Below are 25,619 nucleotides of genomic sequence, written 5' to 3' on the forward strand. Positions count from 1 at the left end.
TCGCTACGGTGACCGGGTGAGTGTCGAGAACGATCCCCCGGGCGCCAGTGCGGGCTCCCCCAGTTTCGCTGTCTCCGCCGAACTGTCCACGGCACTGGCCGCTCAAGGACCGCACGGTGAGCGCGCGTTGAACCTCCTGCGGGATGCGGCGGCGGTCTTGTCCGATCCCGGCCGGTGGAGAGCGCCCTACGAGGTCGCGCAGTCCTGCTGCCGGGGAGCGATTGACAGCATCCTCAACCTGGCGCCGAGGGATATCCCGGGCATCGAGGCAGCCAGGGCCGCGGTCACGAACGCGGCCAAGTCCGCCGTCGAAGCCTGCCGCGCCAATGGCTCCGTCCCGCAAGGGCTGCTGGATGAACTTGCCGCTGCGGTCGATGCGCTGCGCGCGGAGGAGGCCAATCCGGGCGGGCGCCGTATCCGTCAGATCGGACACCTGGTACAGGAACTGACACGGCAGGAGATGGGCCTGGCCGAGGTGGAGGCTGCGCGCAACTCCTGGACCCGGTTCTACCGGGACACCTCCGGCGTCGTGCACGGGTCGGGCGCCACGCCTGAACAGTCCCGCGAGCGGTTCGAGGGTGTGGTGGCCGCCTTCGAGCAGCTCTTTTTGGGGTTGCCGGAGCGTGCCGAACGGCTACGGCAGCTGGCGCTCAGCGAGCATCCCTCGCAGGAGGATGCGGACGAGGTCGCGTCGATGTCGGATCCGCGCGCCGGCAGTTACTTCTTCCGTGCTGCGGTGAGCCGGCGCTGGCTTGGCCTGCTGCCGCTGGAGCGGCTGCTGCCGGAAGCCTCCCGCTGGCCGGCCCTGCCGTATCTGCGGCGGCTGCTGGATGCTGATCCACCGCAGTTGTGCGGGTGGGTGGCGGATCGTCTCGCCGCGATCGAAGAGCGCGGCCCGGGCGCGGTCGGCACCGCGGTGAGCCTGGTGGGCGGGGCGGGCATGGCGGCATGTGCGCTGCTGCAGCAGATCGCCCGGCAACAGCAGGACCGCCATGTGTTGCTGCGGATCAGTTTCTGGGCCCGGGACGTCCCGATGTCCGATCGCGACGGGCAGTGGGTGTCCGTCGTCGAGGCGGTGTTGCGCGCCCCGTCTTTCGGCACCGAGGAGTCCTGGGAGGCAGCGCAGTTGGCACAGGCGCTGGTCCACACGGCCCATCCGGGGGGCCGGCTGCGTTCGGCCGGGGACCGGTTGGGGGGAATCATTCGGTCCGCGCTGGCGTCTGTGCTCGCCGGGCCTCTGGCCGAGGCCGACGCGTGGCGGGTCAGCATGGTCAACGACTTGCGGGAGATTTCCTTCGCCGATCCGCCGCGCGATGTGCTGTTCACCCTGATGAGGGCCGTGCTCGACCTGGCCCGGCAGGACGCCCGGCTCGGTGTTGCGCTGGCGGAGCGCTGGCGGGTGTTGGACAGCAAGTTGCCGGCCGGTGCTGCCGCCGACCGGCTGCGCGCGGTGGTCCTGCTGGAGTCGCATGACGACGACGGGGCCGATCCGGCCTCGGCCGCCGCCTGGTGGGAGCGGGCCCTGCCGCTGGCGGGCCGGCTGATGGCGGACGGATCTGCGCGGGCGGATGTCGCGGACTTCCTCGCCCTCCTGGAGGACGCCTGCCCCGAGGAGCACCGTGCCGATCTGCACGCTGTGTTGGCCCAGGGCCTGGGAGAAGCGCCGTCCGCGTCGGAGATCTCTGCCTGGAAGAACGCTTACGAAGCGGGCTCCGAGCCGCTGCCGGATGCTTGGCGGACCGTCTGGGGCTTGTCTGCGGTTCTTGCCCCGCAGGTGCTGGAGCCGTGGGGGCCGATGCTGGAGATGCTCACCGGCCTGACGGGACAGCCTGCGCCCGTGCGTCCTCTGCCGCGCCTGCAGATCACGTCCTGGGTCGAAAGGCACGGTGGTCTGCCCGCGGATGTGTTCGCCGTCCAGGCGGCGCAGGACGGGCCGGTTGCCGCGGTCGCACAGCTGGCCGTCGCCCCCGTCCCGCGCGGTGATGTCGACGCCGAGGGCGCTCGTGCCGGTCTGCTCGGTGATCTGGTGTCCCAGGATCCGCAGTTGTGGGCCCGCGATCCGGACGGTGTGGCGGCGGCTGCGGCCAGCGCCCCGGCCCTGTTGGCCGCCTACTTCAGCGCCCTGCACCGGGCCGCCCGTGAAGAAAAGCTCGCCGAGGGCGAACTCGCTGCGATCGCGCTGGCCGCTTTCGCCGCGCGCCCGGCAGCCGGGCAGCACAGCCCGGGCACCCAGCAGTTGCAGCAGGTGATCTGCAACCTGCTGCACCGTGCGTGGGAGAGTGGCCTGCTGCTGGATGTGGCGTCCGGGGAGGCAGCGGGCGCCGTCGAGTGGCTGCAGGACCTGGTCACCGGCTGGACACAGCCCCGTACAGACACCCCGCGGCCACTGTGGGCGGCCCTGGACGAGCCGGGCGGGACGGCGCTGATCTCTCTGATCGCCTGGGCCCTCCAGCAGGCTCACCGCACCGGCCAGACCCTGCCTGAGCCGGCCCGCGGTGTACTCGGCCGCCTGCTGGAGAACGAGCCCGACGACCAGGCCCTGGCCGTCATCGGCATGTGTCTGGGCCAGCTGGCAGACGTCGATGCGGCATGGGTCGAGGAACACGCCGAGCCGCTCTACGCACTCGACACCCCCTGGCGGCCCGCCGCCGCCTGGCTGCGTCAGCCGCGGCCGCACGCTGGCGTCTTGGCACGCCTGGACCGTACAACGCTGCTGCAGGCGGCGGCCGGCCCGGACAACGCCCCCATCCTCGGCAAGATCATCATGTCGTTCCTCGACGGCTCCCAGGTGCTGGGCCCAGCCCCCGCCCTGCTGGCAGACCTCGCCGCTCAGGGCGGCGGCGTGCAGACGGTCTCCGAGCTGCTGTCCCACCTCGCGCAGGCCGTGATCCACTGTGCTCAAGCAAGCCCATGGCCCGAGCGTGCGGCAACGCTGTGGCGCTCCGCGCTCGAGGCACAGGTGGAGCCCGCTGCTCTGACTGGCGCGGGCCGGTTCGCCTACGCCGACCGCCTCGACGACGCCGCCTGGCTGGAGCTGACCGCCCGCACCGTGGCCCGCCAGCCGGATCTGGAGGCGCCCTACGCGATCGCCGAACGGGCAGCGCGCCACCCCGGCTCGGCCGATGCCCTGCTGATCGCCGCGGCCATGCTCGGCGTTGACGTGGGCTCCTTTCACCGGCAGGAGATCCAGCAACATGCGGCCCGGCTCTTTGCCCAGAGCGCTGCGCAGGGCACAGCCGAGCACGAGCAGCTGCGGATCGCGCTGATCAATGCCGGGGCAATCGAGGCGGCCTACAACGACTCTCCGCCTGGCCCGTGACCGTCCGAGCGCAGCCGCATTGGCCGTCTGGGCCGGGGGCACACCCGCGGCAGGCCTGCTCGCCGGTGGTGCTGCGCTCGCCGCAGGGCGTGCTGTTATGCAACGTGGTCATTCGTGATCGCGTTGGCGCCGTCGCGCCGGCCCGGCTCCCCTCGGATGCCGTCCGAGCGGGGTCACGGCCCATTCCCGCGATGACGCAGCGCTGACTGGGCAGCACCCGCCAGCCATTAGCCAACCGTGTTCGCGTCAGGCGGGGATGTCAGGTGTCGTCCTGCACTGAGGACCGGAGGCTCCTGATCATCTCCACGACGAAGTCCGATGGTCCCTTCTCTATCCAGTGTCCGCTTCTTGTGCGGTACCCGGGGCCGACGATCAGGTGCACGGTGCGCTCGGCGCGGGTCAGGGCCACGTAGAAGGCGCGGCGCTGCTCCGCCAGTTCCTTCGGGGTGGGGCGGCGCCACTTCCCGCGCTCTACGACGTCACGCGGGATGATCCCGTTGAGCAGGCCGGGCAGGATCACGGTGTCGAACTCTCGCCCTTTGGCGGCGTGGTAGGTGGTCAGGAGGATCTTGCCGATGACTTCTTCGCCCTGGGCCAGGTCCTGCAGCATGAGGTTTTCTCTCTGGCACAGATCGGCGAGGTCGTCGAGACAGCCGTGGTTGTCCTGGTCGGGGTGCAGGGCGGCGATGCTATCCAGTGCGAGGCTGGCCCGCAGTTGTTCCAGCCAGGTGGCGGCGGGGGCGTCGGCCGGGTAGGAGGGTATGGGGTCGAGGGTGTGCTGCAGAGCTCTGGGCAGGGCCAGGCGGGAGGCGGGCGGGGGCAGCTGTGCCTCGTGTCGAAGTCGCGTGAGGGAGAGGCTCAACGCGGCCAGGGTGGGGGCTTCGGCCCGGCGCAACATGTCTCGCCGCTCGGTGTGACCGGCTGCGTGGATCTGGTGGTTGGCCACGGCGCGGCTGGCGCAGCGCTGGACGAACCGGGAAAGCGATCCTGCCGGGAGTTTGTCGTCCCGCTCGTAGAGGAAGGTCAGCTGGTGCCGGGCCAGTTCGTGCAGCAGGGCGTCGAGCAGCGGGCCCCGGTGCGGGTAGAGGATGGCGATCCGTTCCGGTCGCACTTGGCGTTGCTGGGCCTGTTCGACGGGATCGCAGGCCGCCTGGGCATGCTCGTCCAGGCCTCTTTGCACCTGCCACGTGTTGACGTCTCCGGGGGGTGCGCCCTCGCGTGCGCGTCGCCCCCGGTGTTCGCCCAGCGCGGCCTCGGCGGCGGTGATGATGTCCTGGCCACTGCGGTAGTTCACTTCAAGGGGTAGGTCGAGGAAGTCGTCACGGCCTGCCAGGGCGGTCAGGTATTTGGCGTCGGCTCCGGTGAATCCGAAGACGGACTGATCGGTGTCCCCGACGGCGAACACGGTGATGCCGGCGAGATCGTGCAGAGCTACGACGAGTTCGTGGAGGACACCGCCGAGGTCCTGGTACTCGTCCACGATGAGGTGGGGGAAGCGGGCGCGCAGGAGATCACGTACGGGTTCGTGGTCGCGGACGACGCGCACCGCTCGCGTCACCATTGCCTCGAAGTCGATCTCGCTTCGGGCGGCGAGTTCTTCCTCATAGCGGGCGGCGGCTACGACTTCGCGGGGGTCGAAGGCGTCGAGGGGTTCGTCGCACGCCAGGGCACGGCGGATCTTGGTGTTCTCGGGCATCCGGAACTGGGCGAGCGTCTCGGCGATGCCGATCTGGTCGAAGCAGTGCTGCAGGAGCGCCTGTGTGGCGGTTTCTCCGAGGACTTGCCCGGCCTGCGGCGCTGGCTGCCCGGTGATCGCCGGGAAGGCGCGCAGGATCTCGTTGAGGCAGAAGGCGTGGACGGTGGAACAGGTGAGGCGGTCCTCGGCATGCACGCCGCTGTGGAGTACACGCCGTCGGATTTCGTCGGCCGCCGCGTTCGTGTAGGTGATGCAGGCGACCCCCGGAAGGCGGAGACCTGTGTCTGTAGGAGGTATGCCGCTCGGGCGACGAGGGTTCTGGTCTTGCCGCTGCCCGGGCCGGCGCGCAGGACGACGTTGCCGGGGTGCAGCACGGCGGTGCGCTGGGTGGGGTGCAGTTCTTCGAGTTCGCGCAGCAGCGCGTCACTGACCTGAAGCATCGATGTCCCGTGGCTCACTGGTGCCTTCGCCGCCGGCGAGGGCTGGGAAGAGAGGGGTGCCGCGCACCTGGAGAGAAATGTCGTCGAGGGCAAGGAGCAGGTAGGCCTCGGGGCCCAGGCGGCTCAGGGTCTGAGCGTCCACCGCTTGGGTGGTGTCGGTGATGCCGAGGACTGTGCACAGGCGGGTGCGCAGGTCATTGCGGCTGATGTGCGCGGCGAGCCGCTGGGCGAAGCGGCCTTTGCCCAGGGCGGCGATGCGGTTGAGCATGGTCGTGCGGATGTCGAGATCCGGGGACAGTTCCTGCTCGTTGGCGACGCCACGGCGCACGTCCTCAACGGCGCCGCGGTTACCGTTCAGCTCTTCGAACGCATGCACGATCTCTTCGCCGAACAGCAGGCACAGGTCGACTTCAAGGGTCTGGGCGCCAACGTAGATACCGAGGCCTTGCAGCTCCCGGACCAGGGGGCCGCGCCGGTTGTAGTAGTCGGCTTGCTGGTACGGCGGCAGTTGTCGGATGGCGTCGACGAGCGTGGTCCTGCGGGCTGCGTCTGGGTGGAGGTTGGCCCCGCGCCGCAGCCCTGCTTCGCGTCGGTTGAGCTGGTCGGGGGTGGCGTCGCCATCGGTGATGATCACGTGGGGGGTGTTCAGGCCGCTGGGCCCGAGCAGGGCCCGGTAGGGCTTGAAGTCGGTTCCGTGGGCGCTGGCGACGACGGTTCCGTAGGCGTCGAGGTCGAATCCCGCAGCGGCGGCCACGGCGGGCAGTACGTACAGTTCCGCCAGGCCTTCGACCAGGATGACCGCCGAGGCGAAGAGCACCTCGGCGCGGCTGATGTCGATGTAGCGTTCCAGGTCCTGGGCTTGTTCGTCGGTGACCGGCAGGGTGGCGGTGCTGGCTCCGACGGTGCCGTTGCCGGTGGCGCGCAGCACGATGAAGGAGCGGATGGGGGCCACGGCGGCGATGTGCGGGCTGTGGGTGGTGAGGATGAGTGAGGTGCCGGTGCGCAGTAGGTAGCCGAACAGGTGGCGTTGCAGGCTGACGTGCAGGTGTGCTTCGGGTTCTTCCACGGCCACGAGGGTGGCGACGAACTGTTCGTCCAGGCGCTGCTGGCTGAGCGCTTCCAGCAGCAGACCGAGGTAGATGACGTTGGCGCTGCCCAGGCTGGTCTCGGAGATGCCTCTGCGGCGGGCCGTGTCGACGAACAGCCGGACGGAGCGGATGAGTTCGTCGGGCTTGGAGGAGGCGAAGCCGAGGGCGGGGTCGACGGCCAGGCGCGGTCCCAGCATCTCTTTGAGCCGACTGGACAGGTGCTGCTCGAGCTTTGTGATGTTGGCGTCTTTGGTGAGCTGGTCGACGGCGGCCGCGACCGCGGTCGCGGTGGCCTCCAGGTTGGCCGGGTCCAGGGGAAGCCGCTCCAGCAGGTCACGCAGGGGGCTGCGCCGCCAGTACTGCAGGTCGCTTTCTGCGTCCCGCAGGGCCGGCAGGACGCGCAGGGTCACCTCGCGGCGGATGGAGCGGATGTCGTTGCTCTCGTTGTCGCCGCCGAAGACGACGAAGTCATAGTCCTGAGGGGTCAGCGTCCGCCCGGTGACCGGCGTCTGCTGCCCGGTGGCGTCGATCTCGGTGCGGGGAGCGAAGCGGTAGGTCAGGCGGGCGGTGTAGGGGGCGTAGTCGACAGTGGCCGTGGCCAGGACAGCCTTGGCGTCGTCGTCCGTGTCGTAGCCCTGCAGCTCGATGACGACGCTCACCTCAGCATGGCCGGGCAGGCCCGTCGGATGGCCTTCCCAGATGTCCTCCTCGCGCAGCAGGCGCAGCGCGTCGGGAAGCGAGGGATCAAGAACCAGGCGGATCGCCTCCAGCAGGTTCGACTTGCCCACCCCGTTCTCGCCGACGATCACCGCGTGGGCCGGGAAGTTGTCGATGACCAGATGCCGGAAGTTACGGAAGTTCTTGATCTCGATGCGCGAGATATGCAGGCCCATGCGTCCCTTGCCGACCTTCGCGTTGATTACGTACCAGGCCCGCATTCCAGACCGCCATGCGACGAGCCGCAGTCATTCCACTCCAGGCCGGCCACGCCGCCCGGCGCGCCCCCAAGCCGACGGGAGCCTTGCCACGTGATCTTGCCGTGTGGCGGACCGGGCTTGGGGACCGGTGCCGTGCCGGATCAGGGAAGCAAAGACGGCTGGACGCATTGCGAGCCCGGTCGGGCAACACTGTTCCCGCAGATCTTCGGGGATCTTGATGCCAGGTGTCAGCTCCCGGCAGGCGACCACCTCAAGTGGTAGATCCTGGGGTCGGTCTGCTCGGCCTCGGGCAGAAGCGTGCAGTGCATGTGCTGCGTCCAAAAGCGCACGGCGCCCGGGCGTGTGCGCTCAACCTCTATGCGGACGTCGTGCCCACCCTTGCTGGCCTCCTCGAGTACACGACGGGCCAGCTGCCGCCCCAAGCCCTCGCCGCGCACTTCTTGGTCGACCACCAGGTACTCGAGCAGCGGGCGGTAGGGACGCATGCCGTCAGCTGACACCACCCGTGCTCTGAATCCGTTGGCCACAACTGCCAGCCCGGCAAGTGCGTTCGAGCCTGCGCAGGTCATGGTCCAGATGCGCGGCTCGTTCACAGCAGGCGGCAGATCCGCCAGGGGCCACTCGCGTTGAAGCAACGCTCGTGCGGTGTCTTCGTGTTCACCGAGACCGAAGGAAATCTGTACCGGGGTCATGATCACCAGTGTGCCGTCAGCGCTCGAGCAGACGCGATGCCCTCGCGCTCAGGCGCCGCTTTGCATCGGAGTGCGGGTGGGCCGCGCGCTGAGCGCGCGGCCTCACCGCTGACCGAGCGCACCCCAAATGCGCTGCGGTCGGGGTTCCGTACACGGCGTTGTCCGAGGTGCCCGGATCCTGCCACCAGGGTGTCCCAGGCCGGCTGCAGGAAGCAACTCGAAACCCGGACACGCGCGGAACAGCGACGTTCGCCTGGGGCCGGTTAGTCAAAAGGGGTCTGTGAGCAGGCAAAAGTCATCGGGGTTCTGTTCTGGACAGAGTTGGGACAATGCCCTGAACTCTTGGTTCCGGGTGGTGCTGAAGGGTGCTGGTCCGGCACGATCCCGGATGTGTGCAGCGGCGGGATGGCCCCAAACCTCCTGCCGGCAGTGGGCACGCATGTCCGAGGTGCATCAAGGGAGTTCACACATGAGTAAGACTCTGCTGTGTGTCGGGGACGGCACACCGGTGCCGTATCACCTGTCCGATGTGGTGATGGTCGTCGCTGTGCTGATCTTGGTGGTGAGCACGCTGGGTTCGGCGCCAGTCTGGCAGGGCACGGTCCAGACGCTCGTGGCCGAGACGGTGGCCGCGGTGGTGGTGGCCGTGGTGAAGCCGTCAGCGTACGACCGCATGTGACGGCTGGTCGAGTCATGGCGGGGCGGCGGGAGAAGGACCTTGTTGCCCGGGTGCCGGAAATGGCGGAGGTGGCGCGCTGGCTGCGGCGGTCGCGCCGCCTCTCCGGCCTCACCTACGAGCAGCTCGTGCAGGCGACCGGCTTCAGCAGGGGCCGTCTCAACCGGGCAGCTAACGGCTGGCACTCGGCCTGGCCGGTGGTGGAGGCGTTCACCAGGGCCTGCGGCACGGATGTGGTCACGGCCAGGGCGCTGTGGCTGAAGGCCAAAGAAGCCTTGGAGGGGGCCGACCCGGTCCCGGATGTGATCGCAGTCGAGCATGTGGGCACCTTCGATGACCTGCGCGTGGCGATGGGGCACTTGCGTGTTCTGGCCGGCCGGCCGAGCCTGCGTGAACTGGTCAAGCGGAGCCGGGGGAGCCTGAGGCGCACTACCTTGGCCAGCGTTTTCAACGGAACAGCGCATCCGCGCAAGGTGCTGGTTTTGGCGTTCGTCCACGTCGTGGGTGTGGTCGGCGACGACGCCGCCGGCTGGGCAGCAGCGTGGGATCGCGCCCAGGCCCACTTGCGGAGTGCGCGCGAGGAGACGGCCTCGATGGGGCCTTTGACCGTGGTGCCATCTCCGGCCCTGCTGTCGGTCCTCGGTGATCTGCCCCTCTCCGACTGGGCCGCCGTGGCGGAAGTGGTGGACGCCGTCCGGAAAGGCGGTGAAGACGGGGTGCCCGTCTCGGTCGCGGTCGATGTCCAGCACGAGGGAACCGTGCACGAATGCGACAGGATCACCATCTCCTGCCCAGGCACCAGTTTCGAGCGTGAAACCGTTCAGCAGCTGTTCCGGATCAGCTGGACAGGCCGGTACCAAGAGCAGAATGTGTTCGGTCCCGGCTTCCTCGTGGCCTGCCTTCGGCTGGGCTCACGCATCACGCTGCGCACCGCCCAGCGGCACGAACCGACATGGACCGTCTTCACTCTCGATCTGGCTTCCCTCGTCTCCGGTACCTCCTGGCAGGTTCCCATCGGCGCGGAACCCAAGACGGAGGCGGGGCAGCAGGGCACACGCATCACCATCGAAGCTCTGCGCTCTGCCTGGCCGGCCACCATGCAACACCGTCTGCGGCGGCACTTGGGCGACGTCTACAGCTACTTGCTGCGCGAACAGCAGATCCAGCTGACCGTGTCCGGTTCTGCGGTGGCCCCCCGAAAGCCGTGCATCTGGGGAGAGAACCGCTTCGTCCAACGGCGGGGCCAGGACATCAGCGCCGTGCAGAAGATCGACGTGGTGCTGGCCACGCTGTACCGGTGCCAGGACTGCTGGCATACCAGCCCGCTCGGCTCGTTGTCCTGCCCGCAGTGCCGGGGAACGCGGCTGGAGCAGACCGAGCAGCGCGTATGGGGGTGGCTGGGCGTCCAGCGCTACCTGCACCAGCATGACTACGGCATCGACTTCTACCGTGACGGCCGGAAGATCCTCGCCAGGGACAAGCGGCTGTTCACCTTCGCTGAAGAGTCTGAGGACTTCATGGAGTACCCGGCGGACCCACCTGCGAAGGGGCGGCTGGTCGGTGAGATCCACTGCGACCACGTGCCCGTCAACTTCACCCATACGGCGTTCGATTACGACAGTGCGGAATGGCGTGGGGTCGTCCATGCCATCCGCGGTCCGGGTCGGCTCGCTCCTCTGCGGGCCCAGAAGTTGGGATTCCTGCCCAACACCAGCCCCCTGGCCAGGCTCTTTGGCGCATTCCGCAGGAACGACCCCGGATTGCGGTGCCTGATTCCCGGGGACGGGCACGGGCCCTGCACGAGACTGCCGCCACCTGGGCAGGGCTCTTCCACAAGGGAGACCCTGCCTACCAGAGCGACGAGGCGTGGTACGACGCCGCGCTCCGCCACGACACGCCAGCCCCGACGCCAACGGTGGTTGATGATCGCATCGATCTTGCGCACCTTGATCCGGAGGACCTCAGCGACCTTGTCCACCGCCTCTACATGGACCTGCACGACCCGACCGAGGGGCCCCGGGAGCTGATCGGGCCGGGAGGAGCAACCACGGTCTTCCGGGACAGGCCTCGCTCCGGCGAACGCTGGGTGCTGCAGACACGGCGCACTCAGCACGCTGTGCCGCTCGAGACAGTTCACGCTCTGGCCGGGCAGATGCTGGACGTGCAGGCCGCCCGGGGCATCCTGGTCACCACCGGTTGGTATGGAGCAAGCAGCCGTGCGTTCGCAGCCCGCTCCGGACGCATCGATCTTGTCGACGGCCGGGCGCTGAAGTCTCTCCTGCGCGAGCACCTGGGTATCGAGGCACGGCTGCGCCTTAGGCGTCTTCCGCCGGAATGGGGTGTGGGAGATCTCGACTGACCCTTTGGTTTCCGGTCCCGGCCGGGCGTGGCCAGCTGTCGCACCGTGCGGCATGAATGCCTCTCTACACCAAGTCGCAGGCCGTACCTCCGCGCCGATCGATGAGTGTCAGTGGGGCAGGGCACACTGGAGGCCGTGACAACTCCCGGCGTCCGGGGACTGGAGCAACTCGAGAGCGCGGTCCTGGACGACACTGTTTCGCTTGCCTCCGCGCTGCGGTCCTGCCTCATGCTGAGTGGCTACGCCCACCACGAGGAGCTGCGCGTGTGGGCGCTGAAGGAACTGGACGGATACGCGGCAGACGACGAATTGCCGTCCTACCGAAAGTGCCGGCCCCGCGCCGGCGCGCCCGGAACCGGTCATGCGCGTCACGTCCTGGATCGAGAGCCATGGCGGTCTGTCAGCGGAGGCGTTCGCTGCCCGTGCGGCGCAGGAAGGGCCGGCCGCCGCGGTCGGCCACCTGGCCACCGCAGCAGTCGAACGCACCGACGTCGACGCCGGTGATGCTCGCGCCGGCCTGCTGAGCGACCTGGTGGGCCAGGAGCCGCAGCTGTGGGCCCGCGATGCGGACGGTGTGGCGGCTGCCGCGGCTGACGATCCGGCTTTGTTGTCCGCCTACTTCAACGCCCGGTTGAGAGTAGGGCGCTCTCCCGTCTGAAGGCGAGGTACCTACGGCTCACGTCGCCGGAGATGGCCGCTGCGAAAGATCGAGGACAAGCCGAGGGAGCGCCCTGAGATCAAGCCGGCGCTGGGGAGCCGCTGTATGCGTCCGCGCATCTTGCGCGGACGGTTTGGGTCGTGGTGACCGAAGGCGGTTAAGGTGAGTGGGCGGGCGTCCGGGGGGTGGCGTGCGCAGACACGGCACGCTGGAGGTAACCATGGGGTTGCGCCCTACGCACCTCGGTTACGCCTACCAGGATCTGCTCACCGCGCTGCGTCTGGTGGACCTGGCGGTGGGACGTGCGAGGTCGGTGACCGTGGACACGAAGATGTTCGCCGGGGACCGGTTCGATGACATCACGTGCGAGTGGGCCACCGGCAGCCGCGAGCGATTGCAGATCAAGCACACGGATCACGACCGCGCGTTGTCGGCGGAGAGTTTCACCAAGGACAACCGGGGTCTGCGCCTGGACCTCCTTTTCTCCTCCATCGACCGTGACCTCACCGCACAGCCCGCTACCTCACACCGTCTCGTGGTCCGCGACACGGAGCCGGACGAACCTGATCTGATGCGGGTGCTGCAGCCGGTCAGCAGCGGCATCGACCCGGGGCCCGCGCTGCACGGCCTGGGCAGCAAGCGGTTCCGGTTCGACGCCGCTGCGCTGCGGGTCCACGATCCGTGGAAATCCATGCTCGCCGCTGTCCGTGACGAGGTGCTCCAGCGTGCCTGTGCCTGTCTGATCGTCGACACGGGTGTTGCGGCGTGCTCGCTCAACATCCGCGAGCCCGGCCCGGCCGAGGCGGCCCTGCTGCACCGCATCATCGAGGAACTGGGTGCTGGACGGCCGCCGAACCGGACCCGTACGGCCGAGGACGTGGCGCTGGCTCTCATCGAGACGGCCAAGGCGGCCCGCAGCCGGACGGGCACGGTGACGCTCGAGGACCTGCTTCCCCGGCTGGGTTTGGAGACCGACTTCGGGGCGGTGCGTGAGGGCCATCCCGTGGACCGTGCCACCGAGGTGATCCGCCCCGCCGTGCTCACCAAAGTGGTCACGGCTGTGGAGGACACCGCGCAGCAGGGCGGTGTCGTGGTGGTCACCGGCGCTCCCGGCATCGGCAAGTCGTGGTTGTGCGAGCAGCTCGGCGACGCACTGCACGACACCTGGCTTGCGGTGCGGCATCACTGCTGGCTCGGTGCTGCGGATGCCGACCGCGGTGAGCGGGTGCTGACCGAGGTGGTGATCGGCAGTCTGCTGCGGCAGCTGGAGAGCGCCGCACCGCAGGCGGTGGCGCAGGTCAGGCCCCGCTACGCGGCCACCAAGGAGACGCTCGTGGCGGCGGTCACGGCGGTGCGCGGCCTGCTCCCGGATCGGCCCGTCGCGTTGGTCGTGGACGGGATCGATCACGTCAGCCGGGTCCTTGGACACAGCAGTGGCGGCGCGTTCGGTGAGCCGGTGGATCCGGCGGCCTGCCTGGTCGAGGAACTCACCTCGCTCAGCCTGCCGCCCGGCGCCGTTCTTGTTCTGGCCAGTCAGCCCGGCCCTCATCTGGAGGCGGTCGACGCCCAAGCCGCCCGTTTGACCGTTCCCCCGCTCAACCGCGCCGAGCTGGGTGCGTTGGCGGAGCGTCTGGGTGTGCTGTCGGCGCTGGCACCGTCGGCTGCCAGTCCGGGGGCTGCCACGGATGCTGAGGCCGCTGTCACCTTGATCGAGGAGCGCTCACGGGGCAACGCTCTGTACGCCACATATCTGTGCCGTCAGGCCCTGGGCCCGGCTCCTGGTCTTGGGACGCCGCTTGCGCCGGGTGCTGTGGGGGATCCGCTTGAGCGGCTGCGCGCGGTTCCGTCGTCGGCGCACGACCTGGACGACTACTACGCCTATCTGCTGCGGGCGTTGACGGTCGAGCAGCGTTATGCGGTCAGCACGCTGGCGGTCTGCGACTTCGCTGTCAGTGCGGACGAGCTCGGGGAGATCTTCCCGATGCCGGCGATGATGATCGGTGCCGCCCTGAGCCGGGTGGCACCGATCATCGCGCAGCAGCCGGGGATCGGCGGGCTGAAGATCCACCATGAGAGCTTCAGCCGTTTCGTGCGCCGGGCCGAGGGTGACTCCCGGTGGGTGGACGAGGTCCGGACCCAGGCCGCTCAGTGGCTTTCGAAGCGCGGGTTCTTCACGGACGCGCGTGCCTTCCGGCACCTGCCCGAACTCTTGTCCGCGCTGGGCCGTGACGAGGACCTGGCCCTACTGATCGGGCCCGACTTCCTCTCCCGTGCGATCGCCGGCCTGCAGCCGCCGCAGGCCATCGTCCACACCCTGGCCGTCGTTGCCCGGCGGGCGGCGGCACGCTGTGACTGGCCGACGCTGGTGCGCTGCATCGAACTGAGCCGGGCGCGGTCGACCTATGAGGAAGAAGGCTTGCCGGGTTCCCTGGTGCCGTATGCGGATGTGCTGGTGGCGCTGGCGGGAGCTGACCATGTGGCGGCGGGCCTGTTGTATGAGGGAGTGCCGACGCTGTCGGCGCGGTGGGGCCTGCAGTTGTGTGCAGCGGTCGACCGGGCCGGGTTCGCCGCCCCGTGGGAGGCGTATCTGACGGCCTGGGACAAAGATCGCGGTGGTAAGTCCGGCCACGACGGTTCCGCGGATGATGAGGCGGTGTTCCTGGCGGAGTTGCGGGGGCGGATCAGGCTACCTGGCCATGGCGCTGACAAGGGTGAGTCGCCGGAAGGCCACTCGCTCACGCTTGCTCAGCGGGTGGCCCGGTTCCTTGATCAGGAGGCATTGGGCTCCCCCGGACCGGCGCTCGGTGTGCTGCTGGACTGCCTCGGTGCCGAGCCGCTGCTGGAGAGCGCGGCGCTCATTGAGCGTCCCGAGCGGCGTGCGGCGCTTTTGCTGCATCTCGCCGACGTCCGCGACAGTGCGGGCAGCATGCTGCCGTCGGCGCGCACGCTGGCCGCCGCGGCCTGGGCCAGCGCTCCGTGCGATCCGCGGCGTCTGCTGGACCACGGTGTGCCGGCGGAGGATCTTTCAGAGGAGGTCTTTGGCGGGGACGTCACCCCGGTGCTTCAGGAAGCAACCCACGCGGTGCTGACCGGTCGGCACGGCGATCTGTCGGGGCCGGTCAGCAGGTGGCTGGCGCTGCTGGCGGTGGCCCCGGCCGCTGATCCGCAGGCGCCCGCCCGGCTGCTGCCCCTCCTGGACGGCGAGGGTTTCTTCCGTGCCTGGCTGCGGTTCGCTGTCACCACGCTCGGTCTGGGCCGCGACGTCGATGCGGGCCGCATCCCCGCCGACGGCGCGTCCACCGCCGTACGTGTGGCGCTTGAGCAACTGTCCCGGCATGCGGCCGCGTTCACGGGCCGGCCCAATGCCAGCGAACTCATGGACATCCACAGGCTCGTGCGGCAGGTGTTGCACGAGGCCGTCGCCCTGCTGCGCGGCAACGACGTCGCCTTGGGCATCACGTCCCTGCAGACCGTCAGCCAGCGCACCACGACATCCCTGATGGGCATGGCCGGATCGGGTCCTTTGATCACCACGGAGCTGCTGTCCCTGCTGGCCCACAGCGTGGGCCAGGCCTGGGCCGCGGTCATTGACGAGCTGATGCGCACGCTGCGTACGGCACAGGCCGCCAGCCGGTCGATGTATGCGGAGGACGCCGACTTCGAACTCGAGATGGCCCGCGTGAGTCTCGCCTGCGGCGACCTGGACGAAGCACGGCGCTGCTGGGAACGTGCCGCCCGCTACATGGGCGCCTACGGCGGCCACAAGGACATCACCATCGAGGAACTGCTGGAGCCCCTCCCCCAGCTGGTGCAGGCCGACCAGGTCCAGGCACGAGTGCGGCTGGCACGTACGCAGCCGCTTGTGTATCTCGTTGCGGAGTGCACCGACGGGCGGGGCACGGCGGGAACACCACAGGAGTGGTGGCGTCTTCTCGCACGCCTGGATCCGCGAGCCGCCGCGCAGCTGACCGCCCGGGTGCTGCTGACCGAGCCGGGACTGCCCGATGCCCGGGTGGACGCGGCCCACCGGCAGCTGCTGGCCATGCAGGCCGACGCAGCTGACCCCGTCGTCCTGGCCGCGCTCCGTATCGCCGCAGGCCCCAGCGGCCGCAATCGCGACGCCGACATCGCCCTGCTCGGCCGGCTCGCCGACCTGCCCGGCGATGACGCGGCCCACGCTCTGCGTTTGATGCCAGTGCTCGCCAACGCGATCACCTCCACCTATGACGACCAGACGCTGATCCATTCATCGCATCTGGCCGGGGACACGCTGAGTCCTGCCCTGTGTGCGGCGGCACAGCGTCTGGGCGGTGAGGGCGGCCCGCCCTGGACACCCAGGCCCGTGCCCAGCAAATCCTCCCGCAACTGGTCCGGCCCCAAAGGGCGTTACCCGACCGGCGTCTTTCTGGACGCCCAGCAGCGCCCCGATCTGCCAGAGGGCGCGGCCGGTGTCCTCGCCGCGGTCCGTGACTGCGCCGGCAAGGCGTACGACGATCCGCCGGGGCCCCGGTGGTCGGCCGATGCGCTGGCCAACGCGGTCGGATGGCGGCTGGTGGAGATCACCGAAAGCCAGGGGCCGGACCTGGCCGCCCAGTTGCTGCACCGGATCGCCCAGGAGATGAACGCGTCCGGCCCCGTCGACGTCCTGGCCGATGTGGCCGCCGGGCTTTATCTGCGTCATGGCATCGCCCCCGACGTCTTCGGCCCGCTCGCCGCGACAGCGGGCATGCTCGCCTACACCAAGATCCGAGGCGGCGGCGGATGGCGCTCCTTCGCCGGCAACAACCGTCTGGAGCTATGGCAGCAGGCGCACACCGCGGATGCCGCTGTCGCCAGGCAGGACCTCGCAAACCAGGTGGCCAACGCCGTCGCCAACCCGTCCTACGGCCGCACCGTCGGCGTCAGCCAGGCCCTGGTCTCGGCGTTCGCCATCCAGCCCCCGGACGCCTCCCGGCCCCCCGCTGCCGACGCGCTCGCTTGCTGGGATGCCGCGTATGACGTCATCGCCCACCGTCTGCCGGGCGACGCACGCCTCGGCGACGGCGTCTACCACCCGGTAGCGGAACCGGCCACGCAGCACGACATCGACACCGCGCTGTGCCGCCTCGCCGTGGCCACCATCGCCCTGCCCGAACGCGGCGACAAACGCCGCGCCCTGCTCGCGGCGACGGTCCTGCTGGCCGCCCGCCCCCGCCAGGCACAGGCCGCGCTGGCGCACGTCCTGTCCTTCGACCTCGGCGCCGGACCCCTGACCTGGCTCCTGACCGTCCTGCACAGTCACCTGCCAGACGGGCCCCTGGATGCCGCACTGCATGAGCAGCTCGTCGCCCTGTGCACCAGCGACATGCTGTCCGTGCGGGTGGAAGCCTCCGCCGTCCTCACCAGCGCCGGACACCAGCCGCCCTCCCCACCGGCAACCGCAGCCCATCCGACACTCGCCCACACCATCGCCGCCCAACTCCGCACCCAGGAGGGCGCGTGAAAGACCCCCAGCGCTATGCGGCCCACCTCGTCGACCACTACCTGGGCGCCCGCATCGACGCCACCGGCCCCGCTCCCGGACTGCGTGAGGCCGTCATCGACCTCGTGGCCGCAGCCATCCCCGGCCATCTCGAGCCGCTCATGCGCACCCAACTGGACCTGCTGACCCACCCCAGCAGCAACCGGTTTCCCGACGCCTACCTCGCTGATCGGGCCGCCGCCGAAGACGCCCTGCAGAAGGCCGCGGCAGGCCTGCGTACCGCGCTCGCCCAAGCCGGACACCTGGTCAACGCCCAGGCCTTCGAACGCGGCACGGCCGCACGCCTGCGCGATGACTCCCGCCCGGCCCTGCGCGGCGAACTCGCCCGCATCCCCCGCCCCCTGACACGCCCCGAAGCACTTGGCTGGTCACTCGATCCCGCGCCCTGGTTCAACGACAGCCAGGAGCAAACGCCCTGGCCGCCGCCCGGTCTCGCTTCGGTCGCGGACCTGCGGTCCCTGCCGGAAGGCGCCGGGGCCTTGGCCCGAGTGGACGACGGGCCACACGCGGGCTGGATACAGATCGGACTGATCGAGCGGCAACACACCCCCGCACGCCGCTACCCCGACCAGCCCGCCCGCCGAGTACTGATCATCGTCGGTCTCGAAGCTGCCAGCGACGATCCACCCCCCGACACGCTGCCCCTCTCCCAGGCTCCCTGGCAACTGTGGACTCGCCCGTTGCAGCGCCTGGCACCCGCCCTTACCCAGGCAGGAGCGGCAGAGCACCTCAGCACCACGGACCAGGCCCTCGTGGCCCTCACCGACGCCGGCGCCACGCCCATGGTCGACGCGCCCCCGCGCCGCAGCGGTCCCGGCCTGCCCCCGTACGTCCTTGCACCCGCCGCCAGAGTCGTGGCGGCACTCGGACTTCAACCCACAGGCGGCATCTGCGGATTCAGCCTCAGCGACACAGCAGGGGAAGCACTCATCTGCCGTCAGTGGCGAGGCCACCTCGTCCACGACGGAGGCTTTGAACCGCTCCTGCCCGTGGTCGCGGGAGCGGACCTGCTCATCCGCCCAGACCTGTTCACCAGCCTGCACGCCGCCATCGGCCCCTCCCGCTGCCAGGCAGGTATCAACGTCCGTCACATGTCAGCAACCCAGGACGACGACATCCCCGACGACGAGGACTGAGAACACCCCCACGACGCCCGCGTCCCCGCCCCCACAGCTCCCTTCCAAAGGGTCCGCCCCGGACTCCCCAGAACCTCAACGCCCCCTGCAACACGCCGGAGTGGGTGGAGGAAGCGCATGCCGTGCTCAAGAGGCGAGCCAAGGGTGCAGGACTACCGTCCGGTCGCTCATACGGGCCCGGGCAAAAGAACGGATCGCTACGCTGGTCGCAGGTGCGGCGCTCCCCCCGTGGCGCCGCACCGACCTGCCTTCAGGTGCTCGCCCGTATCGCTGCGGCAGGCGGACATGGGGCCTCTAGCCGCCGCTGGCCTGATCCCCCTTGCCCTCCCGGCGGACAGGGCCGGCCAGTGCTTCGGTCTCCTGGAAGAGCCGGTCCGTGGGGGTGAAGTCCCCCAGCTCGACCGCGAGCGCGGCGCGCATGATGCGGATCGCGAATATTCCCCAGTGCTGCTCTTCGTCCCAGTTGGTTCACGAAGTGAACCAACTGGGGAACGTGGGGAGCGGAAAGCCGAAGGACTCCCCGGTCACAAAGCGGTGAGTCCTTCGGTTTGAGCACTTCAGTAGCGGGACGCGACGAAGCCTTCTGAGTGGTCGAGATGGAAGGGAGAGCCAGGTCTCCCGGGACTCCATCCGTTGGTTCGTGCGGTGCGGACGCCGTCGGCGACTGCGGAGGGAACCACCGCGCTGACTGACTCAATCAGCCAGTTGTTCGGATGTGGCTGGTTGGTCGTGACCACCAGCGTGCTGCCTGGCGCGTCGGCCAGCTCGACCGCGTAGGTGAGCGGTGACCAGCACAGGGCCTGACCGTAGGTCGGGCGTCGGCGGATTCTCCAGCGGTAGGGGATGCCGTCGACGGTGATGCGCCGGGATCCCTTCTTCACCAAGGCCATGGTCACGTCCTTTCCCAGAGCAGGGTATCGACCTGCGACTGGCAGCCCACGTGAGTTTTCTGCCAGGGACTTCAGCTTCGTCGCATTGGAATCACGTCCGGATTCGCTGCCGGAATGGTGGGCCGTGCCGCTTCTGGGGTGGCCAGGAGCGCGACGATGGTGACCGGCTTGTCGCAGTGAGGACAGTTGCGAACGGCGGTCGGCGTCAGAGCTGTCACGGGCAGTGCTGGCTCGCCTGGTGCTGTCTGGACGTCCTCGTCGGCGTCGCTGTGTTCGCGTTTGCGGCGGCGGGCTGCTTCCGCCTTGCAGCGAGGGGTGCAGTAGATGTGCCGTCCGACTGCTCTGGGGCTGACCTGGAAGGATGTCCAGCAGATCGGGCAATCTCGGAGCGGGCCTTCACCCCTGATCTTGGACAGGGTTTATGCGGCTTGAGCCAGCGTAGTTGATGTCGTTTGGAGTGCTTGCTCGTAGGCGATGGGACTGCGATGCCCGAGGCGGGAGTGGCGTCGGAGGGTGTTGTAGCGGTGCAGCCAGCGGAAGAGCTCCAGGTGGGCTTCGCCCGCAGTGTTCCAGGCCCGGCGGCCTTGCAGGGTCTCCCGTTTGCAGGTCGCGTTGAAGGACTCGGCGAGTGCGTTGTCCGCGCTGGAGCCGACCGCTCCCATGGACTGAGTGACGCCGGCCTCGCGGCAGGCGTCGGCGAAGGCCCGGCTGCAGTACTGAGCTCCGTGATCGGTGTGCATCACAGCACCGGCGAGGCTGCCGCGGGTCCGCTCGGCCGCTTTCAAAGCGTCGATGACCAGGTCGGCGCGCATGTGGTCGGCGATCGTCCACCCGGCCAGTCGCCGTGAGCAGAGATCGATCACGGTCGCGAGATAGCGGAATGTTCCGCCGGCCAGCGGCAAATACGTGATGTCGCCGACGTACTTCCGATTCACCTCGTTGGCGGTGAAGTTGCGACCGATCAGGTCCGGCACCCTCACCGCAGCGGGGTCCGGGACGGTGGTGCGGTGCCGACGACGCAGACGGAGACCGGCCAGCCCGCTCGCCCGCATGATGCGGGCGACCCGCTTGTGGTTCACCACCTCGCCCACCTCACGGAGTTCAGCGGTGATCCTGGGGACGCCATAGGTGCCGTCCGACGCGTGGTGGAGCATGCGTATCCGGGCGGCGAGCTGAGCGTCGGCAGCCTGACGGGCCGCCCGCAGCGGTGCACTTCGGCGCCAGTGGTAGAAGCTCGAGCGGGCGATGCCCAGGATGCGGCACAACCGCGTCACGCCGTAACGGCGCTGGTGGTCCTCGACAAACTGGCAGCGGTTCACCAGCCCGTCTCCGAGGCGAAATAGCGGGCCGCCGTGCGCAGGATCTCCCGTTCTTTCTTCAGTTCGGCGTTCTCCCGCCGAAAGGCGGCGACCTCGGCCTTCGAAGCCGACGGCGCGACCGCAGCCGCCGTCGGTTGTCCTGCACGACGGCCGCGCGGACGGCTGACGCCCGCGTCCCGGATCCAGTTGCGCAGCGTCTCCGGATTCACTCCCAGGTCGGCGGCGATCTGCTTGATCGTCGCCTCGGGTCGCGACTCGTACAGTGCGACCGCGTCCGCCTTGAACTGCGGCGGATAGTGCTTCATGACCACGACACATCCATTTTTCAGATCCTCAAGATCCACTATCTCGAGTGTCCAAGATCAGGGGTGAAGGCCCGTCAAGCGCCGCACACAGGTGTGGTCACTGCATCAGTTCGGTATGGGGGTGCTCCGGCGTGGCAGGGCACACGTATAGCTGTTGCTTGTATCCGCGGCCGATCTGGATGGCCGTCGGCCGTGCGGGTCGAGGCCTGCCGGCCCGGGTGGGAGCCGCCGCGCGTTCTTGCATCTCGTACGGGATCCAGCTGCGCTTGCTTCTGTCCCATTCGAAGGTCGAGATGGTCAGGAGCGGGTGCATCGTGGTGGCGCACGCGGGGCAGGATTGAGGGACGGGGTCGGTCAGGCCCCAGGAGGCCCAGCCTCCGACCTTCCAGCCGGGCGCGACGGACAAGTTGTCCGCGTAATACGAACCCGGGTATGACTCGCACTCGCTGTCCACCGCGTCAGTGGCGGCTTTCCAGGTGCGCTGGTCGTTCACCCGGCTTTGCAGGTCCTCGCCCAGCTCCTGCGGATACTCAGTGATCTGCTCGGGGACGAGCAGGCACGGCTCGGGCAGGTAGTCGGCGTACTGCACTGCAGGCGGTTCTGGGGGCGCGGTGAGGACGGTGGTGATCTCGGCTGTGGAGCGCCAGAACAACACAGTCCGCGGCATGTACGTCTTCGGTGGGTGGCCGAAGGGGCACCACAGCACCTGCAGAAGGTCTGCCCCGGCGGGTGCGCGCAGAGCGGGTATGTCCCGCGTGTAGAGCTGCGCCAGTGGCAGTAGCGCTATCGGTCCGTCGTACGCCTGGACCGCCGGGCTCACCTGATATGTCCGAGGGGGCCGGATCCGCTCGAGAGTCTCCCGTTCCTGCGGGGTCAGGTCCCGGCCCTGCGCGGCGGCCCGGATCCGGCGTTCCAGCCGCAAGTCCGCAAGTGACCGGGGCGGGATGCTGCTGGCGAACTCGTGGGGGCCCTCACAGGACGGCCATGGCTCATCGGTCGGCCACAACAGCGGGCCACCGACCGAGCTGTTGCGCGGCGATGGGGAGGCCGGAACGGGGTGCAATCTCGTCGCCGTGCGGGCCAGCGGGGCCAGTTGAGGCAAGAGCGCGGTCACGTCGAGTGGCCGCGGTGGGGTAGTGCGCGTGATCCTCATGGTGGTTGATGTTGCCAGCAGCCACTGACACTGGCGGAATCGAACCACTGCCGCAGCCGACGAGACAGCCTTCGTGAGCGCTCCAGGCGGCCGCCGGCTGCCCGGAGCTCGATGCCGAGTCCGACGATTGGAGAGGCCTGCGCACGACGTGGCCGCCTTGAGAGCGAGATCAGCGCTTTCGAAGACTGGCGCTGGCGGCCGGGCGGGGCCACGAAGCGAACGTGCTCGTAGCCGGTCATCGCGAGGCGTGTCTGCCTCAGACCGCATCTGAGATCTGGCATGGAACGATCGGGCGGTGACTCGACTCGTGAACCGTGACCTCACCCTTGGGGAACTTGAGCGCGGCCGCTGGATGACCCCGTCGGCCGCTCCCCTGGCCGGCCCGCCGCGCTCCGGTTGACGCTACGTGTTCACCGATACGCCCGGCGCGGCGCGCCGGGCGTCGTCCGCGCGCTAGCGGACGTCGACGAAGTCGGCGCCGGTCGTGACGGGGGCGGTGGTCGAGGTGCCGGCGAAGGCAAAGCGCCAGTAACCGTCGCTCGCGGCCTTGACGGTCGTCTTCACCGCGCCGCCGCTGCCCGTGGTCACCGTCTTCACCGTGGCATAGGCGCTGGCGCCCTTCTTGCGGAACTGCAGCTTCACCTGCTGCCCCGTATAACCGCCGTAACTGAACGTCTCCCAGTTGGCGCGGGTCAGCTTGCCGGTCACGGTCAAGGTCTTGCCCTTCTTGACCGGCTCGGGCGCGGCGTTGACCGTCATCGTGGCGTAGCGGCGGATCTTGACGGTGGCGGCGGCGTCCTTGCCGATGTAGTCGTAGTCATTGCCGCTGATGGCGACCCGTGCCTTCCAGCTCCCGGCCGTGGTGTTGTCCTGCGGGTTGACTCGCGGCCGCACCGACATGGGGTAGGTGCAGGTGCTGATGGTGGGCGCGTCGGCGTGGGGCACGCACTTCCCGGTGGGCTTGTCCGGGATGATCAGTCCCCTGGAGCCGTTCCACAGCGTGGGGACGGTGTAGTCCTCCTTGATGCCCGAGTCGTCGCTGGCGGTGACCTGCAGGGTGAACTTTTTCGCCTTGGTGGTGCCCATGGCGATGTCGTGACCGCCGTTGATCACTACGTTCAGGATCCGGGTGTCGCCGTCGTGCTGGTCCGCCTGGGCGGCGCCCGGCACGGTCAGCACGGATATCGCTCCCACAGCGGCGGCCACAAGGGCCCGCTTACGCATCAATGTCTTATCCCTTTACCGAACTCAACAGGGTCCGCCGCGACCTGGTTGGCGGCAACCCGCTCCGCTCCAGGGGTCCTGAAGCGTCGGGAACGACTCGCGAGGGCCCAAAAAGGTTGTGCGCCGCAGCTCCCTTCATCCGACAAGAGGCGGACGAGCAAGGCCGAGAGTGGGAGCTCCGGTACGGACCTCGATCCGTCCCCTTCTGCGCGGTTGTCGGCATACAGGCCCCGTCCTGGCCTCGTACCGGCCCATGAGGATCACGTGATCAGTTCATGGCGCAGGGGGACCCTGGCTTTGTCCACTTCAAACGGGTTCTGGCACAGACCTTGGGGAGCGGTCGCGGAGCGTCACCTGGGTGTTCGATTGTGAGGGGCTGGGTCGTGTGAGACCGCGTACGCCTGGCTGCCCGGCAGCCGAAAGTGACGCCCCATCAACTCCTCGAAGACCTCTGCCGGTGGTCGGCCGTGAGTGGTGATCGTGCCGGTCGTGCGGACCAACGCATCGTTCTGGGACTCACTCGTGTTCGGCGGGATCGACGACGTGGACGTCGAGGCGGTGACCGCCTTGTTCGGCACGGTCGAGGTGGTGGCGCGGGGCCGGTGTGCGGCGAGGAGTGTCCGGACTGTGGCCAGTTCCCGCATCGGGTGCACGACCGCTGTCGCCGCGAGTTGAAGGATCTTCCGCTCGCTGAGCGGGGCCTTGTGATCCGGCTGACGGTCCGGGGCTTCATATGCGGGTCGGCGGACGGTCCAGCAGGACGTTCGTCGAGCGGTTCTCGCGGCGGGGCCCGTGGCCGCCGCCGCGTGGGCTTCGGGGGCGACCGTCGCCCCGATGCGATGCTGTTTCATGGGCGACGACGAGTATGGTGATCCACCCGGCTAGCGCGTGTGGCAGGTTGACTGCGGCAGGAGGGGGAGCCAGCGAGGCTGCTGTGCGGACGGGTTGGGACTTCGAATGTTCCCCCAGCGGCACCGAGGCCCCAGGCGTTGCGGGTTTCGCCCCATGAGGCGAGCGGTCTGTCACACACCCCGATGCAGCGGCACTTGTGTCACCGGCTGTGGAGGGTGCGTGACTAGCCTGGCAGAGCATTGGATCAGGTCGGTGTGCGGATGCTCGGGGGAGGTCGGGCAGACGTAGATCTGCATGTTGTCGGTGCTGCCGACTTCGACCTCGGTCGGCTGCGAAGGGTTCTGGCCGCAGCAACTGCCGGTGGTGTTGGCGGCGTAGGCGGCGGCCTGTTCTTCGTGAGGTGCCCAGCTGTGTCCATCGCCGCCGTCCCATTCGAATGAGGCGATGGTCAACAGCGGGACCATCTGCACATCACAGACGGTGCAGTATTGGGGGTTGGGATCGGTGCGGCCCCACGGAGGGTAGCCGCCGACCTTCCATCCGGGCGCGTCGGCCAGATGAGTGTTGTAGAAGCTCTGGGGGTAGTCCGCGTAGGAGCTGTCCACGTTGGCGCCGGCTGCCTGCCATCTGCTCCAGTCCTGCACCGCTAGCTGCATCTGCGGGCTCAGATCGGAGCTGCTGGGGTACTCGGTGATCGTTTCCGGTGCCAGCACGCATGGCTCCGGCAGGTAGCCTTGCCAATTCACCTCCCACGGTTCGGGTGGTGCGGCAAGGATGTCGACGACCTCGGCGGCGGACCACCAGAACAGTGCGGTCGACGGTTTGTGGTGAGGGTTGTGATCGTAGGGGCACCACAGAACCTGGAGTAGATCGGCCTGTCCGGGCGGCCGCAGCAGGGGTATGTCGCGAAGGTACAGCTGGGCCACGGGCAGCATGGGGACCGGGCAGTCCGCGGGCGGGGGGTCGACGGCAAATCGCTCTGCGAGCATCGCGGCGTTCCGTTCCTCGGCCGCCGCCTCCTCGGGCGTTGTCCCGCGGCCATTGTGCTCACGGTGCCACCGAGCCCGCATCCGTCTTTCGAGTCGCACGTCGGCCGGCGACTGGCGGAACCCGCTGTCCACGTGCAGGTGCGAGGCTTCGCAGTGCGGCCATGGCTCCTGCGCCGGCCACAGCAACGGTCCCCCGACCGAGCTGTCCCTGGCTGAAGGCGATCCGGGACGGGGGTGCAGCCGAATCGCACGACGTGCCAGTGGTGCCAGCTCGGGAAATACCGCGGTCACGTCCACGGGCCGCGGTGGAGTAGTGCGTACGAGATCCATGACGGTGATCCTGCCATCAGCCACTGACAACCCC

Annotated in this window: 18 protein-coding genes and 2 pseudogenes; 10 read left to right on the forward strand and 10 right to left on the reverse strand. The window is 68.9% G+C overall.

All coding sequences use genetic code 11. From position 1 onward, the window contains the following. Positions 1-16 precede the first annotated feature (16 nt). Positions 17-3,319 carry a hypothetical protein gene (locus ABZ877_RS30340; protein ID WP_361077501.1) on the forward strand — a complete coding sequence of 1,101 codons (3,303 nt, stop codon included), beginning with the start codon at positions 17-19 and terminating at the stop codon, positions 3,317-3,319. A 259-nt stretch (positions 3,320-3,578) separates the two neighbouring features. On the opposite strand, the gene ABZ877_RS30345 is transcribed toward ABZ877_RS30340, so the two are convergent. The 4 genes and pseudogenes from ABZ877_RS30345 to ABZ877_RS30360 all read right to left on the reverse strand — a co-directional run bounded on the left by ABZ877_RS30345 (position 3,579) and on the right by ABZ877_RS30360 (position 8,173). After that, positions 3,579-5,312 carry an ATP-dependent helicase gene (locus ABZ877_RS30345; protein WP_361077715.1) on the reverse strand — a complete coding sequence of 578 codons (1,734 nt, stop codon included), beginning with the start codon at positions 5,310-5,312 and terminating at the stop codon, positions 3,579-3,581. Then, positions 5,306-5,455: pseudogene (locus tag ABZ877_RS30350) on the reverse strand (UvrD-helicase domain-containing protein); the annotation flags it as partial. The gene ABZ877_RS30345 and the pseudogene ABZ877_RS30350, both read right to left, overlap by 7 nt. Then, positions 5,439-7,481, reverse strand: coding sequence for an AAA family ATPase (locus ABZ877_RS30355; RefSeq protein ID WP_361077504.1), 2,043 nt, complete (start codon positions 7,479-7,481; stop codon positions 5,439-5,441). The pseudogene ABZ877_RS30350 and the gene ABZ877_RS30355, both read right to left, overlap by 17 nt. A gap of 227 nt (positions 7,482-7,708) precedes the next feature. Continuing rightward, positions 7,709-8,173, reverse strand: coding sequence for a GNAT family N-acetyltransferase (locus tag ABZ877_RS30360; RefSeq protein WP_361077507.1), 465 nt, complete (start codon positions 8,171-8,173; stop codon positions 7,709-7,711). Between the two features lie 469 nt (positions 8,174-8,642). On the opposite strand from ABZ877_RS30360, the gene ABZ877_RS30365 reads away from it, so the two are divergent. The 7 genes and pseudogenes from ABZ877_RS30365 to ABZ877_RS30395 all read left to right on the forward strand — a co-directional run bounded on the left by ABZ877_RS30365 (position 8,643) and on the right by ABZ877_RS30395 (position 18,523). Further along, positions 8,643-8,852 (forward strand): hypothetical protein, encoded by a 210-nt coding sequence (locus ABZ877_RS30365; protein ID WP_361077509.1) that lies wholly within the window; start codon positions 8,643-8,645, stop codon positions 8,850-8,852. 14 nt (positions 8,853-8,866) lie between these two features. Then, positions 8,867-10,876, forward strand: a complete 2,010-nt coding sequence (locus tag ABZ877_RS30370; protein WP_361077512.1) for a helix-turn-helix domain-containing protein — start codon at positions 8,867-8,869, stop codon at positions 10,874-10,876. Then, positions 10,837-11,208 carry a restriction endonuclease gene (locus ABZ877_RS30375; RefSeq protein WP_361077514.1) on the forward strand — a complete coding sequence of 124 codons (372 nt, stop codon included), beginning with the start codon at positions 10,837-10,839 and terminating at the stop codon, positions 11,206-11,208. The genes ABZ877_RS30370 and ABZ877_RS30375 overlap by 40 nt, the downstream gene beginning before the upstream one ends. A gap of 135 nt (positions 11,209-11,343) precedes the next feature. Next, positions 11,344-11,523: pseudogene (locus ABZ877_RS30380) on the forward strand (hypothetical protein); the annotation flags it as partial. 46 nt (positions 11,524-11,569) lie between these two features. Continuing rightward, a complete protein-coding gene (locus ABZ877_RS30385) occupies positions 11,570-11,866 on the forward strand; it encodes a hypothetical protein (protein ID WP_361077732.1) in 297 nt (98 codons plus the stop codon). Positions 11,867-12,086: 220 nt separating this feature from the next. Next, positions 12,087-17,348, forward strand: a complete 5,262-nt coding sequence (locus tag ABZ877_RS30390) for an ATP-binding protein (protein ID WP_361077517.1) — start codon at positions 12,087-12,089, stop codon at positions 17,346-17,348. Next, complete coding sequence (locus ABZ877_RS30395) at positions 17,345-18,523, forward strand: hypothetical protein (protein ID WP_361077520.1); 1,179 nt, start codon at positions 17,345-17,347, stop codon at positions 18,521-18,523. The genes ABZ877_RS30390 and ABZ877_RS30395 overlap by 4 nt, the downstream gene beginning before the upstream one ends. A gap of 294 nt (positions 18,524-18,817) precedes the next feature. Here ABZ877_RS30395 and ABZ877_RS30400 read toward each other — a convergent pair whose 3' ends face one another. From ABZ877_RS30400 to ABZ877_RS30420, 5 genes are all read right to left on the reverse strand, one after another. Then, entirely contained in the window at positions 18,818-18,943 is a 126-nt protein-coding gene (locus ABZ877_RS30400) for a DUF6420 family protein (protein ID WP_361077522.1), read from the reverse strand. 137 nt (positions 18,944-19,080) lie between these two features. Further along, on the reverse strand, positions 19,081-19,413 hold the full coding sequence (locus ABZ877_RS30405) for a hypothetical protein (RefSeq protein WP_361077525.1): 333 nt from the start codon (positions 19,411-19,413) through the stop codon (positions 19,081-19,083). Positions 19,414-19,832: 419 nt separating this feature from the next. Beyond that, a protein-coding gene (locus tag ABZ877_RS30410; RefSeq protein ID WP_361077718.1) for an IS3 family transposase occupies positions 19,833-21,043 on the reverse strand; the annotation gives its coding sequence in 2 pieces (ribosomal slippage) (positions 19,833-20,743 and positions 20,743-21,043; 1,212 coding nt in all). Positions 21,044-21,134: 91 nt separating this feature from the next. Next, positions 21,135-21,959: a non-ribosomal peptide synthetase gene (locus ABZ877_RS30415; protein ID WP_361077528.1), complete on the reverse strand. Its 825-nt coding sequence runs from the start codon at positions 21,957-21,959 to the stop codon at positions 21,135-21,137. A gap of 684 nt (positions 21,960-22,643) precedes the next feature. After that, positions 22,644-23,369: a calcium-binding protein gene (locus tag ABZ877_RS30420; RefSeq protein ID WP_361077530.1), complete on the reverse strand. Its 726-nt coding sequence runs from the start codon at positions 23,367-23,369 to the stop codon at positions 22,644-22,646. A gap of 534 nt (positions 23,370-23,903) precedes the next feature. Between ABZ877_RS30420 and ABZ877_RS30425 the strand changes: the two genes are divergently transcribed. Continuing rightward, the gene (locus tag ABZ877_RS30425) at positions 23,904-24,089 is read left to right on the forward strand and encodes a hypothetical protein (RefSeq protein WP_361077735.1); all 186 of its coding nucleotides are present in this window, start codon (positions 23,904-23,906) and stop codon (positions 24,087-24,089) included. After that, positions 24,062-24,286, forward strand: coding sequence for a hypothetical protein (locus ABZ877_RS30430; protein ID WP_361077720.1), 225 nt, complete (start codon positions 24,062-24,064; stop codon positions 24,284-24,286). Before ABZ877_RS30425 ends, ABZ877_RS30430 begins: the two co-directional genes overlap by 28 nt. Before the next feature lie 150 nt (positions 24,287-24,436). Here the strand turns inward: ABZ877_RS30430 and ABZ877_RS30435 are convergent, their stop codons facing one another. Next, positions 24,437-25,192: a hypothetical protein gene (locus tag ABZ877_RS30435; protein ID WP_361077533.1), complete on the reverse strand. Its 756-nt coding sequence runs from the start codon at positions 25,190-25,192 to the stop codon at positions 24,437-24,439. Between the last annotated feature and the right edge of the window lie 427 nt (positions 25,193-25,619).

The sequence above is a fragment of the Streptomyces sp. NPDC046939 genome (assembly GCF_040644575.1).
Classification (GTDB): domain Bacteria; phylum Actinomycetota; class Actinomycetes; order Streptomycetales; family Streptomycetaceae; genus Streptomyces.

Excerpts from the sequence above, each read along its gene's own strand:
- ABZ877_RS30400 (WP_361077522.1), bottom strand. The coding sequence starts at position 18,943 with ATGCGCGCCGCGCTCGCGGTCGAGCTGGGGGACTTCACCCCCACGGAC.
- ABZ877_RS30375 (WP_361077514.1), top strand. The coding sequence starts at position 10,837 with ATGGACCTGCACGACCCGACCGAGGGGCCCCGGGAGCTGATCGGGCCG.
- ABZ877_RS30370 (WP_361077512.1), top strand. The coding sequence starts at position 8,867 with ATGGCGGGGCGGCGGGAGAAGGACCTTGTTGCCCGGGTGCCGGAAATG.
- ABZ877_RS30385 (WP_361077732.1), top strand. The coding sequence starts at position 11,570 with ATGCGCGTCACGTCCTGGATCGAGAGCCATGGCGGTCTGTCAGCGGAG.
- ABZ877_RS30405 (WP_361077525.1), bottom strand. The coding sequence starts at position 19,413 with ATGGCCTTGGTGAAGAAGGGATCCCGGCGCATCACCGTCGACGGCATC.
- ABZ877_RS30360 (WP_361077507.1), bottom strand. The coding sequence starts at position 8,173 with ATGACCCCGGTACAGATTTCCTTCGGTCTCGGTGAACACGAAGACACC.
- ABZ877_RS30355 (WP_361077504.1), bottom strand. The coding sequence starts at position 7,481 with ATGCGGGCCTGGTACGTAATCAACGCGAAGGTCGGCAAGGGACGCATG.
- ABZ877_RS30365 (WP_361077509.1), top strand. The coding sequence starts at position 8,643 with ATGAGTAAGACTCTGCTGTGTGTCGGGGACGGCACACCGGTGCCGTAT.
- ABZ877_RS30390 (WP_361077517.1), top strand. The coding sequence starts at position 12,087 with ATGGGGTTGCGCCCTACGCACCTCGGTTACGCCTACCAGGATCTGCTC.